Origin of the sequence: Sporocytophaga sp. (assembly GCF_017745095.1) — a bacterium.
Lineage (GTDB): Bacteria > Bacteroidota > Bacteroidia > Cytophagales > Cytophagaceae > Sporocytophaga.
The window spans coordinates 445,123-459,250 of the sequence record NZ_JAGHZZ010000003.1 but is presented as its reverse complement, the minus strand read 5'-3'; the positions used below and the strand labels follow the sequence as shown (position 1 = coordinate 459,250).

The following is a 14,128-nucleotide window of genomic DNA, read 5'->3' as shown; positions in this document are numbered from 1 at the left end:
GAAGCTGTCATGAATAATGCAACAAAACAAAACTCATTTGATGTAATCATTATTGGGTCAGGGACCTGTGGTGCTACACTCGCAAAAGAATTAACCAAACAAGGAAAAAAGGTTTTAATTCTGGAACAAGGAGGGAATCAGGTCTTGAAAGAAACTTTTTCCGGTATTGCTCCTATTGCTAATGAAGTTCCTGTGGCAAGTAATATGAAAGCACTAAGGGCAATCACTACTGGAGGATCTACAGCACTTTATTTTGCAGTAAGCAAGATGCCTCCTTTAGATACATTTTTGTCATTAGGAATAGAGCTTTATGATGAATTGGAAGAAGTTAAAAAGGAATTACCTCTTATAGAATTTCCCGATGAGTTACTAACTCCTCAGTCATTAAGATTGAGACAAAGTATGGGGGAGTTGGGATACAATTGTAAGAAGAATCTTATAATGCTTGATAGATCAAAATGTACTTCAGGGTACTCTTATGATGCAAAATGGAAAGCTAAAGTATTTGTCGAAGAAGCAGTAAGAGCTGGAGCAACATTAACAAATCAAGCTAAAGTCACCAAAATACTTGTAGAGAATAAGGAAGCAATTGGTGTTGAGTACAAGATAAAATCCAATGTATTCAGAGCATATGGTGCCAAAATTGTTTTAGCTGCAGGTTCGATAGCTTCACCAAAAATTCTTCGTGATAGTGGTGTTCATGATGTTGTTAATCGTGGCTTCTATTGTAAGCCAGGTTTTTTAATGTTCGGAATTGTTCCTGGATTAAAAGGTAAAGAAAGCTTTGTAGGAAGTATGGGTGCTGAATTTGAGGAAGGAGCTGAGTTAGGAGATACAAATATGTCTAGTACCTTATTCAAAATGCTGATGTTGCAAAATTTCAAATTGTTGAATCTAAATGGTCATGCTAAAACGATCTGCATGGGCGTGATGTTGCATGATACTATGAGTGGTGAACTTAAAGAAAACGGGATCTTTAATAAGAGATTAACTGATGATGAAATTAAGAAGTTTAAAAAGGGTGAAGAGGCTGCAAAGAGAATATTAAAGAATGCTGGAGCAAAAAATATTTTTAAAGGAGGGATCAGTGCGAGTGCGCCAGGTGGGGTTATAAGGATCAATGAGCATGTGGACTCTACACTGCAAACAAAATTTAGGAATTTATATGTTTGTGATGCTTCACTACTTTCTGAAGATATGAAAGTAACTCCTACACTTACTCTTGTTTGTTTATCAAAGTATTTAGCTAAGCATTTATTCGTTTCAACTAAAGGTGAAAAGTCACCAAGAGAAATAGTTGAAAAAGAATTCAATCAATAAGCGGTAGCTTACAAATATGGAGCATTCAGTGCTTTTGATAGTTAAACATTATTTCAAAAGTTAGGAAGATAAAAACTAGTACCATGACAGAAAATAAACCGAAGAGATTTAAAAAGGTATTAAGGATCTCATCTATAGTAATATTAGGTATCACCTTCATTTCAATCATAGCACATATTGTTTGGTTGAACACCGGCTCCAATCAATGGGAGCTGGTGAAAGAAGAAGAAGGTATAAAGATTTGGAGTATGAAGACTCCGGGAAACTGCTTGTTAAAGTGTAGAGCAAATTTCCGTGTTCAATGTACAATGGCTGGCCTAGTGAAGATAATTGAAGATACTAAGTCATGGTCAGATATTGGTATGGATAGTTCAAAAATAACTGTGTTAGACCCAATATCAGCTCCTGGGTATTACAGTGCTTTTGTAGGTTTCAAACAAGATATGCCTTTCCCTTTTGCTGATAGAGAAATTTTTACATTTATGCAACGCTTTCAAAATTCACAAAGCAAGACTGTAGAAGTAAATGTAATGGCGGCTCCAAATAAGACACCGCCAAGTGAAGGTTATATCCGTATTGAGCACATGCATAACAATTATACATTTACTCCATTAGCAAATGGAGAGATTGAAGTTGACTTCAAAAATGAATTTGATCTTGGAGGATCTGTACCTTACGTGCTCAAGAATATAGGAGCAGCACCTATGCTTTATCAGATGATGGCTGATTTAAAAAGAATTATGAAAATGGAGAAGTATAAGAATGCAAAGGTGGCGTATATAAAAGAATTTGATGAATAGATAACTCTTAATTATCTTTTTTTACTACTACTTAAGTGTATTCGATGGTTATTCCTTGTAACCAGTTATGAACCTCTTTTGCTCCTTCTGAAAACATCCTGATGAGCATATATGCCGCTATTGGGATAAAAATTAAAATATATTTCAATAAAATGTATGTGATTGAAATTCTCAATTTGCCTTGTTTCAATTGGTCTGCATATATGTATATCAACTGTAATTCTTTGCTAAAGTTTAAAATCTTTCAATAAAAAATATTTTTAAAATGGAAACAATTAATAAGAATTTGTTTGAATTAACTCACTGTGGTGACAGCATGGTTGATGCTTTGTTTTCAGATCGTCCAGAAGACGTTAAGGAATACAAAAAGGGTAGAATCACATTTCGTAAATCTGAAGAAGGTATTTATGGAACACTACAACCACAAATAATTCCTGAGACAGATGGAAGTCCCAATGGGCATCAATTGGAGATCATAACATTCTCTCTATACAAGGAAATGTTTGATTTTCTTTCTCTTTATCCAGGATTCCAATTTGTGAGAATATGGAATTATGTGCCATTGATTGTACAGAATATGGATCAATCAGCTCCTGATATCGAGGTGTACAGATGCTTTAATGCGGGCAGGTATAAAGCATTTCAAGAACGATATGGTGAAGATATGGAGGATTGGCAAATCCCTGCAGCATCTGCTGTTGGAGCACTTGATAATTTTCTTTCTATTGAATTTTTCGCTTCTGATGCACCTAGTTTATTTTTTGAAAATAAACTTCAGATTCCGGCCTATCAATATTCATTGAAGTATGGGAAACTTCCTCCTGTATTCTCCAGAGGAAGTGTATGTGAGTTGAAAAATGAAACGTTGCTTTTCATCTCTGGAACCGCCAGTGTTGTTAATGAAGATACTGCCTTTGCTGATAATATTGTTGCTCAGATTAAGCAAACATTTAAAAATATTCACATGCTTATCAATGGCTCAAATCTTAAAGGCTATGGATTGGATTATGAATTCGGATTTGATGATCTGATTTTCTTAAGGGTTTACTATAAGTATGAAAAAGACAAAGCACTTATTGAATCTGAGGTTAACAAAGTAGCACCAGATACCTGCAGGATATCTTATGTAAATACTGATATATGCAGAAAAGAATTAGTTCTGGAGATTGAAGGAATTTGTAGCAAAAAAACAAAGTAAAATACCCGGTAATATAAACATCAAAAAGAGGAGTTGTCCATGAAAAGAGGTGAGCTGAATAATATTCTTGATATTCCTACCGAATCATTTTTAGAACTCTGCGAAAATCATTTCCCAGAAAAGAAACTATTCATTTTTGAAAAAGGGAATGTTGCTGCTGATTTCCTTACTGGTAAAATGTTGGCTCATAAGGCGACAATCCTTGGGAATATTTTACAAATGAAATTAGCTTCGCAAGAGAAGGCACTTATTATTATGCCTCAAGGACTGGAATATATTTATTCTTTGCTGGCATGTTTTTATGCAAATGTGGTGGCAGTACCTATTCCTGTTTCTGATGTTTTAAGAGCGGATGAGGTAATCGATAAGGTCACTTCAATTCTGAAGGACTCTCAGGCTAAATGCATTATTACCGATGCCTATTCTCAGGAGTTTCTAAAAGGTCAAGCTGAATTCAATTCAATTGAAATATTGAATGCTCATGATTTGGCCCCAATTGATGCGGCTGATTGTCAAGAGAGGTCGCAGCTACCTGGTGATACAGCGATTTTACTTTATACTTCCGGATCTACTTCCCAGCCTAAAGGAGTGATGATAAGTCACTACAACTTAAAGGTCCGAGCTTTGGTCTCAGCCAATCAATGGCAAATGAATCATGAGAGTTGCATCGTAACTTGGCTGCCACAATACCATAGCTTTGCACAGGATTTGAATATCTTCTCTCCACTGTTAAAAGGCGCGACAAGTGTTATTCAAGCCCCTGGTAATTTTGTCAAGAATCCACAGGATTGGTTAATGGCAATCAGTCGCTACAAAGCTTCACATACAGGTGCTCCAAACTTTGCCTTTGATTATTGCTGCAATTCAATTGATGGTAATACTCTTAAAGGTATTTCATTGGAATCACTGCAATTTATTTTAAGCGGTGGAGAACCGATTCATACACAATCTTGTGAAAACTTTTATAATAAGTTCCAATCGCTTGGACTTAAAAGGAATGTTTTTGCACCAATATATGGCTTATCTGAAATGGGTACTGTTGTAACAAAGACACCTGGAAAGTCAATGCAGATTTTGTCATTAGATATCTCCAGTCTGCAAGAGGGAAAGGTTAAAATTTCTGATTCGAGTGATAAAGCAAAATCACTTACTAGTTGTGGAGAGATTGGTACAGAAGTCGAAATACAAATTGTACATCCAGAAAATCATACACCTTGTTCAACAGAAGAAGTCGGCGAGATATGGATTAAATCTCCAGCTATCGGCCAAGGATATTATAACAGAAGAAAAGAGACGGAAGATATATTTGGCGCAAGTCTCAAGGGCAATACAAAAGATAAATTTTTACGAACAGGAGATTTAGGGTTTATTAAAAATAGGCAACTTTATATTGTTGGTCGAGAGAAAGAGGTCATCATTATTCATGGAAAGAATTATCATCCTGTTGATATTGAATGGACAATTAAAAATAACCTTCCATATTTAATTCTGCCTACTGCTGTCTTCTCTTGTGAAATAGATCAGGAAGAGCGTGTAATTGTAGTTCAAGAACTTGAAAATGAACAAAGTGAATCGGATTATAAAAGAATTGCAAAAGAGATCTTAAGCGCCGTTTCACATGCCTATCAGTTAAAGATCTATGATATTGTCTTGGTGCGGAAAGGTGGTATCCCCCGCACAGGAAGTGGAAAAATTCGTAGAAAGGCATGCTGTAACGATTATGTCAATCAACAACTTAATCTTCTATACAAGTACAGGAGACAAAATACAGGAGCATCTATGGAAGCCAAGGAGATTCCTTCACCTACAGACAAGAGCTTACTGGAAATACTGAAAAAAGAGGTCTTTGTAAAAGTACTTCACAGTGATATTGATATATTGGAAGAAGCTAAATCGTTTAATGAACTAGGACTTAACTCCATTCAATATATACAGGTGGCAAAACGGATTGAGGAATTTTTTAATATTGAATTCAATCCTGTTATGCTATATGAGTTTAAAGATTTTACTGCTTTAAGTAACTATATCTTCAAGCAGAGTAGAGATTTTCAGGATGCTCATTATCAAAGTAACACAAAAGAAAACAGTGATAATTATCCTTCAAATAATGGGGATAATGAAATTGCCATAATTGGTATTAGTTGTCATTTCCCTGGAGATGCAACAGATGTAGATTCTTTTTGGAATAACTTAATGCAACAAAAGGATTGCATTAGCCCAATATCAGATAGGCCGAGTATCATTAAGGATTACGAAAAATCACGAGGGAATACAGAGGATTCTCTACCTAAATGGGGAGGATTTATAAAGGATGCAGATGCATTTGATGCTTCGTTTTTCCATATTTCTACATTGGAAGCCGAAAGTATGGATCCTCAGCAAAGAAAAGTACTTGAGCTTACTTGGAGTGTTATTGAAGATGGAGGATATAATCCACGCCAGTTGTCTGATAAGCAGATAGGTCTATTTATTGGCGTTCATACCAATGATTATGCAGAGTTGGTTTCTCGCCAGCCAGGACTTATGGAGACATATGGCGCTTTCCTGGATTCAGGACTTCATATTAGCATGATTGCCAATCGTGTCTCTCGATTTTTGGATTTTCATGGCCCAAGTGAGGTTATTAATACCGCTTGTTCAAGTTCTCTTGTTGCAGTGCACCATGCAGTAGAAGCAATATCTAAAGGAGAATGTAATTTGGCTGTTGCGGGAGGAGTTAATCTACTGCTTGCTTCTCGAGTTTATTGTGCTACCAATAAAGGAGGCATGTTGTCTGATGATGGCCGCTGTAAAACTTTTGATCAGAGTGCTAATGGATTTGTTCGGGCAGAAGGTTATGGAGCAATACTATTGAAGCCAGTCATTCAGGCAAAGGCTGATGGGGATACAATTTATGGTGTAATCAAAGCTGCTGAAATTAATCATGATGGTCAATCCAACTCTTTGCGCGCACCGAATCTTGCAGCTCAAAAACAACTTATTAAAACTGCTTACAAGAAGTCAAATATACCAACCTGGAGTGTGGGTTATATTGAAACACATGGAACAGGGACTGCATTAGGCGATCCGATCGAAATACAGGCTCTTAAGGATGCTTTTCTAGAATTGGGGGATAATAAAATTGGGGAATATTGTGCACTTGGATCTGTTAAAACGAATATAGGGCATTGTGAATCAGCAGCAGGAATAGCAGGACTAATCAAAGTATTGTTAGCCATCAGACATAAAACAATTCCCGCAGTACTTCATTTTAAGCAACTCAATCCATATATAACACTCCAAAACAGTCCGTTTTATGTTGCTGATAAGCATTATAAATGGGATCGATTAAAAAACATAGATGGTTCAGAATTACCATTAAGAGCGGGAATAAGCTCATTTGGCTTTGGAGGTTCTAATGCTCATGTGATTATCGAGGAATATATATCTGAGAAAGCAGACGACGCAAAACTTCCAATAACTTCAGATGAACCTGTTATGATCGTTCTATCTGCCAGGGATAATGAACGGTTGAAAGATCAGGCTCAACATTTATTGAACTGGTTAAGCAACGAGAAACATAATGAGGATTTAATAAATATCGCATATACCTTACAGACAGGCAGAGAAGCGATGGATGAGCGATTAGGCATTGTAGCTGAATCAGTTCAGGAGCTTAAAGAGAAATTGCTGGAATTCATCGATGGGAAATGCGAAATAAACAACTTATATCGTGGACAGGTAGCTCGTGGAAAAAATGCGTTAGTAGAATTTGTGGTGGATGAGGATATAGCAAACGCTATCGAATCTTGGGTTGATAAGAAAAAATACGGTAAGCTTTTGGACCTTTGGGTGAAAGGATTTGTCTTTGATTGGAGCAAGCTATATAGCAATTTAAATCCCCGTCGAATATCATTACCGACATATCCTTTTGCTAAAGACCGTTATTGGATAATAGAATCAAATATTCAAGAGGCCTCATTTGAAGATAAAGTAACCAAGCTTCACCCATTATTACATATAAACACTTCAAGCTTTGCCGAACAGAGTTTTAGTACAGTATTTAGCGGAGATGAATTTTTTCTTAAAGATCATAAGTTAAAAATTGGTGGTCATACGGAGCGAAAAGTCTTGCCAGGAGTGGCTTACCTGGAAATGGCTCGGGCTGCGATAGAGCAATCTATGCCAAACTATTCTGAATCAACTATCATAGAGTTACGAAATACAGTTTGGATTCAACCTGTTATAGTAACAACGAATAGTCGAGTTAAAATAGCCTTGCATCCAAATGTTTCAGATAATGGATTAAGCGAAGAGATAGAATATGAAATTTGCACTCAGGAAGATGAGCAAAGAATAGTTCATTGTCAGGGTCAAGCGGTATTCATTAATAAACCAGCACAGGCTTCAATAGATATAGAACTTCTCAAAGAAGAGATTGGATATGACTCGTTAGACGTGCCAAGGTTATATGCGGCCTTTAACCAAATGGGTATCATCTATGGGCCATCTCATAGAGGAATAATTTCTGTTTATAAAAGGGACAATCAAGCACTAGCCCTACTTCGTATACCGAGTGTTGTTGAGGCAAGCCAAAATAGTTATCTGCTCCATCCAAGTTTAATGGATAGTGCATTACAAGCTTCAATTTGCTTAGTAGACGATCTGAATAAGCTGGGTAATAATCCTCCAATGCCATTTGCCCTTGAGTCTATTCAGATCATATCTGAATGTCCTGCAGAAGTATTAGCTTGGATACGTTTTTCGCCGGACAGCAAGCCTGAAGATTCTGTTCTTAAATATGATATTGATCTTTGCGATCTGAGTGGAAAAGTTTGCGTGCAGATGAAGGGATTTTCTACAAGAGTTGCGGAAAGTGGGTTTGGAGTTGACAAGAAAGAAGTAATTCAGAAAGGTCAGGAAATTAAAGATGGGTTGCAGCATTTAATCCCGGTGTGGAATCCGCTATTGATTGGGGCACTTACTAGGAATAATCTTCCTGAATCTGGAAAAATACTTCTATTAGGAGGAACTGAAGATCAGTTGAGCTGGTTGCAAAAATCCTATCCAAAAGCTCTCCTTATTCAATTGTCTTCAGGTTCATCTATTGAAACGATTCAAGCTAAACTAAAAGAATCTTCTTTTGATCATTTACTTTGGATTGCACCAGATGTTTCTCCTGGAAGTGATCAAATTAATGAGGCTGATATAAATATAATAGATAAGCAAGAAGATGGAGTATTAGCAGTATTCAGGATTATAAAAGCCTTATTAAAGCTAGGATATGCAGAAAATGAGCTTCATTGGACAATCATCATCGGTAAAACTCAGAAAGTAAGGAATGATGATCTCATTAGACCTACTCATGCTGGAATATTCGGTTTAGTAGGTAGTTTGGCTAAAGAATATCTCCATTGGAATATACGATTGCTTGACGTGGATTCACTTCAATCTTTGTCTTCTGAAGAATGTTTGTCATTACCTTTTGATAAAGAAGGAAATGGTCTGGCGCACAGAAATGGGGAATGGTTTAAGCAAGAGTTGGCACATGTAGGAACTATTCCGAAAGTTACTTCAACATACAAGCAAAGAGGTGTATATGTGGTTATTGGAGGTGCTGGAGGTGTTGGAGAAGTGTGGAGCAGATATATGATCGAACAATATCAGGCAAGAATTATCTGGATTGGTAGACAAGAATATAATTCTTCAATAGAAGATAAAATCAGGTCATTAAGCTTGTTGGGCGACGCACCCCTTTATATATCAGCTGATGCCACAAAGTCAGAAGCTTTAGAGCATGCATTGGAAATGATTCTGAAAGTTCATCCAAAAATTCATGGAGTTATCCATTCGGCTATTGTGCTGCAAGATCAGAGCATAACCCAGATGGAAGAATCTAGGTTCAGAGCCAGCCTATCAGCCAAAGTTGACGTAAGTATAAACATGGAAAAGGTATTTGGCAGTCAGGATCTCGACTTTATGCTTTTCTTTTCTTCTCTGATGTCCTTTAATAAATCTGCTGGCCAATCCAACTATGCTGCAGGTTGCACATTCAAAGACAGTTATGCTCTTCACCTGCAAGAGACTCATGTCTATCCGGTAAAAATTGTGAACTGGGGTTATTGGGGAATTGCGGGGATCGTTACGGATGAGTCCTATAGGAAGAGAATGATTCAAAAGGGAATTGGATCAATTGAATCTGATGAAGGCATGGAAGCCTTGCAAAATCTGGTTGGTTCTGAAGTGAGCCAGATGATATTACATAAAACTCTCAATGCACAGGCTCTTGAAGATCTCAATGTTTCAGAGTCAGTAAGTTTTTATCCTACATCAACAACTCTTAATTTATCAAAAGCTAGAGTAATTATAGATAAACCATCCATAAATCCTAATGCCCTGAAGTCAGGGATGTTTACATCAGAAATGGAAGCTTTGATATCAGAAATTTTGATATCGAGTTTGGTTTCGTTGGGGCTATTCAAAGACGGAATTTATAAAATGTGTGAGTTGCTTTCAGAAAAGCAGCCTGCACCTTTTTATGAAAAATGGCTGGTGTCCACCATTGATCATTTACAACAGCAAGGCTTATTAAATGCGAATTTGACTGTTAATAAAATCAAAAAGCTTGAGGAGGCATGGGCGGAGTGGGAAAGTAAAAAATCAGCATGGATTGCTAACCCGGATCTTAAGGCTCATATAACCTTATTGGAAGCATGTCTGAAGGCATTACCGAATATTTTGAGGGGCAAACAGCCAGCGACAGACGTTATGTTTCCGAATTCTTCCATGGAATTGGTAGAAGGGATTTACAAGAAGAACGTAGTTGCAGATTATTACAATCAGGTGCTGGCAGAAACACTGAGGGCATTCATTAAACAAAAGTACCAGGCAGACAAAGGGAGCAAATTCCGTATTCTTGAAATCGGGGCTGGTACAGGCGGTACAACAGCAAGATTATTACCTATGTTAAAAGAGTTTGGTGATTTTGTTGAAGAGTATTGTTACACGGATCTATCAAAGGCTTTTTTACTTCATGCGGAAGAACATTATCAACCTCAGTTTCCAGCGTTGACTACTGCATTATTCGATATTTCCAAACCTTTATCACAACAGTCGCAAACAATTCAAGCGGATCATTATGATTTGGTAATTGCTACCAATGTGTTGCATGCAACAAATAATATCAGAAAGACTTTGCGAAATGCAAAGGCAGTATTAAAAAATCAGGGTGTTATTTTGCTTAATGAAATAAGCACATGGTCGCTGTTTACCCACCTTACCTTTGGATTGCTTGACGGATGGTGGTTGTATGAGGATGCAGCATTACGTTTGCCAGGCAGCCCTGCCTTGACACCAGAGAAATGGCTGGAAGTTTTGTATGGAGAGGGATTTAAATTAACATTCTTTCCAGCTGCGGATGTTCATGGATTTGGTCAGCAGATCATAGCTGCAAGTAGCGATGGTGTTGTAAGACAACAGATCAATATTCAAGAACCAAAACCTGTAATTATTCATAATAAGCCTGCCTTAGCTAACATAACAGAGGTAGTAAAAATAAAGAAAGATTCTGGCAGCCATTCTGAATCATTGAGAGATAAGTGTATTCCTTATTTTCAAAAGTTGGTTGCGGAGACTTTGAGAATGAGTGCTGGACAGATAAACCCATATCAACCACTCTCGGAATATGGCCTCGATTCCATTTTGGTTGTTCAACTTACTAATAAACTTCGGAAAATATTCCCTGATATTACGAGCACTTTGTTTTTTGAAGTGCAGACTGTCGATGGGCTGGTAGATTATTTTATAGAAAACAAAAAAGATATATTACTTGAAATAACTGCCAGTGCAATTAATACTATTGAGTCTCTGAAGTTATCAAAACCTGCTGAGGAGATTAATGTGCATGAACACAAGGTTGTTGTAGAAACAAAATCAACACAGGTATTAAGGAGAGGTCGTCAAAATTCTTTTCCGATGGCTCAGACTGCAAAATTTACTCCATCGATTTTTGATGTTGCAATTGTAGGTGTAAGCGGAAGATATCCTCAATCAAAGAACCTGAATGAATTCTGGTTGAATTTATCTAAGGGATTAAACTGTATTACTGAAATCCCTAAAGACCGTTGGAATTGGGAAGATTATTTTGATCCGGAGAAAGGAAAGCCTGGGAAAATTTATACTAAGTGGGGTGGTTTCATAAACGACATAGACAAATTTGACCCATTGTTTTTTAAAATTTCTCCCAAAGAGGCGAAACGTATGGATCCTCAGGAAAGATTATTCCTGGAAGCCGCTTACCATGCAATAGAAGATGCTGGTTATACTCCTGAAGGTTTAGGTGATATTGAGAAAATCGGAGTATTTGCAGGTGTAATGAATGCAAGGTATACAGCTCAACCTTTTCATTATTCTATCGCCAACAGAGTATCATATCTTTTAAATTTCCAAGGTCCTTCTTTAGCAGTAGATACCGCATGTTCAGCCTCCCTAACAGCTATTCACATGGCATTGGAAAGCATGTATAGTGGTTTGACCACTTGTGCAATTGCAGGAGGTGTCAATCTGATTATAGATCCAGTGCATTATACAGGTCTGTCAGAGATGACCATGTTATCGACAAGCAATCAATGCAAAGCATTTGGTGATCAGGCTGATGGTTTTGTCGACTCTGAAGGTGTTGGGGTTGTTATTCTAAAACCTTTACATCAGGCAGAAAAGGATGGAGATCATATATATGGAGTCATAAAAGGAAGTGCTATCAATGCGGGTGGAAGGACAAACGGATATACAGTTCCGAATCCTAAAGCTCAGGCTGCAGTGGTCTCCAAAGCTTTGGAACGCTCCAACATGGTTGCAGAAGAGATTAGTTACATTGAAGCACATGGGACAGGTACAGCGCTGGGAGATCCCATCGAGATTTCCAGCTTAACCCGTAGTTTTAAAGAGACCACAAATAAAAATCAGTTTTGTTCTATAGGATCTGTAAAATCAAACATTGGTCATGGTGAATCAGCTGCAGGTATTGCCGGATTAACTAAGGTATTACTTCAGCTTAAGTATCAGGAACTAGTACCTTCACTTCATTCCAATGTCCCTAATCCGGAGATTGATTTCAGTCAGACTCCGTTTAAAGTGCAGAAGAGTTTGGAGAAATGGCAGCGCCCATTACAAAATAAAAACGGAATTATTAAGGAAATACCTCGTACTGCTGGAATTTCATCATTTGGAGCAGGTGGAGCAAATGCTCACCTAATAGTTCAGGAGTATATCTCATCAAAAGGAACAAGTCATTCTAATGTTTCCAACGAAAAGAATGATAAGGTCTTCATTCCTTTGTCTGCGAGAACATCAGAACAATTAAAGCAAAAGGCCTATGATTTAGCAGAGTATATTCGTGATTCTAAAAAGGACCTTCAATTAGACTCAGTGGCATATACTTTACAAGTTGGAAGGGTTGCTATGGATGAGCGGGTTGGATTTATGGTCTCCACTGCAGATGAATTGTTGATCAAACTTCAGGCATATCTTAATGGCGAGCAGGATATTGAAGATATATATCGTGGACAAGTTAAAGATAACAAAGATACCTTGTCCTTATTTAGCACTGATTCTGATCTAAGAGATGCAATTGATAAATGGATAGCAGGCGGAAAGTATTCAAAATTATTTGATCTATGGGTTAAAGGATTGAATCTGGATTGGAGTAAGTTTTACGGAGAAATAAAGCCCGAGCGTATCAGTCTTCCTACCTATCCGTTTGCAAGAGAACGTTACTGGATTGATACGGCAGATACACCGCAACAGGTTGCCAAGGCTGTTGCATCTGCCGTTATTCATCCTTTGTTACAGGTGAATACTTCAGATTTATTGCAGCAAAGCTATAGCTCAACATTTAACGGCAAAGAATTTTTCTTTGAAGATTTTAAAGTAAACACTGCAAAAAATGCAGTTCAAAAAATTCTTTCACCTGCTGCATATCTGGAGATGGCAAGGGTGGCAATAGAAAAAGCAATGCCTCATGGTCTGGAGTCAAGTATTCTGGAGCTCCATAATATAGCTTGGGGAGAACCATTTATAGCTGGAGATAACAAAGAAGTAACTATAGCATTGTTTGCAAAAGAGATGGATCAGGTTGACTTTGAAATTTATAGTCTGGACAATAAAGAAGAAATTATCCACTGTCAAGGACAAGCTATTTTCCTTACTAAGCAGGTAAAAGATATTCTTACTGTTAAGCAAAGAACTAATGGATCTTCGATTATCATCCAATTACCTCTCAATTTTGAAAATAACTTGAGTGAATATGCGCTGCATCCAACCCTGATGAATAGTGCCTTAAAAGTAGCAAGTGGATTCATAGGAGGTTCTTCTAAAAATCTAAGTCAGTCATCATACCTTTTTGCTTTAGATTCGCTATCCATTCTGGCCAATTGTAGCAAAGAGATGGTTGTCTGGGTGGGATATTCTCAAGAGAGCGTTGAGGATGATGTAATGATCAAATTAGATATTGATCTTTTTGATCAACAAGGAAATATATGTGTAACGATGCGAGGCCTCACATACCAGCGAGACCTACTTAGTCAATTAGGAAATGGTCAGGAGCAGATAATGTCATCAATGGCACTACCAACTCCTAAATCTATCCAGCTTGCATCAAAGGAAATTTCTTTCAATATCCAACAAGAAAAATTGAACAAGCAGGTACAATTAAATGAGCTAGCCAGTAGTTTGTTAGTTACTTTGAATGATCTAGGATCAAAGGAAATTGAGCCTTCCGCCTCGAGCAAAGCGTCAGTTACACTTTCGGATATTTTTTAGTAAACCCTCAGTG

Annotated in this window: 4 protein-coding genes; all 4 read left to right on the top strand. The window is 37.4% G+C overall.

What is annotated here, in order from left to right:
- Positions 1-9: 9 nt before the first annotated feature.
- The 4 genes from J7604_RS06885 (at position 10) to J7604_RS06870 (ending at position 14,115) form a co-directional block, all read left to right on the top strand.
- Positions 10-1,320: an FAD-dependent oxidoreductase gene (locus tag J7604_RS06885; protein ID WP_293893087.1), complete on the top strand. Its 1,311-nt coding sequence runs from the start codon at positions 10-12 to the stop codon at positions 1,318-1,320.
- Positions 1,321-1,403: 83 nt separating this feature from the next.
- Positions 1,404-2,120 carry a hypothetical protein gene (locus tag J7604_RS06880; protein WP_293893084.1) on the top strand — a complete coding sequence of 239 codons (717 nt, stop codon included), beginning with the start codon at positions 1,404-1,406 and terminating at the stop codon, positions 2,118-2,120.
- A gap of 265 nt (positions 2,121-2,385) precedes the next feature.
- A complete protein-coding gene (locus J7604_RS06875; protein WP_028981300.1) occupies positions 2,386-3,318 on the top strand; it encodes a hypothetical protein in 933 nt (310 codons plus the stop codon).
- 39 nt (positions 3,319-3,357) lie between these two features.
- The gene (locus J7604_RS06870; protein WP_293893078.1) at positions 3,358-14,115 is read left to right on the top strand and encodes a beta-ketoacyl synthase N-terminal-like domain-containing protein; all 10,758 of its coding nucleotides are present in this window, start codon (positions 3,358-3,360) and stop codon (positions 14,113-14,115) included.
- Positions 14,116-14,128 lie beyond the last annotated feature (13 nt).

What these genes read in the sequence shown, in the direction of transcription:
- J7604_RS06885 (WP_293893087.1), top strand. Translation starts at nt 10, where the DNA reads ATGAATAATGCAACAAAACAAAACTCATTTGATGTAATCATTATTGGG.
- J7604_RS06880 (WP_293893084.1), top strand. Translation starts at nt 1,404, where the DNA reads ATGACAGAAAATAAACCGAAGAGATTTAAAAAGGTATTAAGGATCTCA.
- J7604_RS06875 (WP_028981300.1), top strand. Translation starts at nt 2,386, where the DNA reads ATGGAAACAATTAATAAGAATTTGTTTGAATTAACTCACTGTGGTGAC.
- J7604_RS06870 (WP_293893078.1), top strand. Translation starts at nt 3,358, where the DNA reads ATGAAAAGAGGTGAGCTGAATAATATTCTTGATATTCCTACCGAATCA.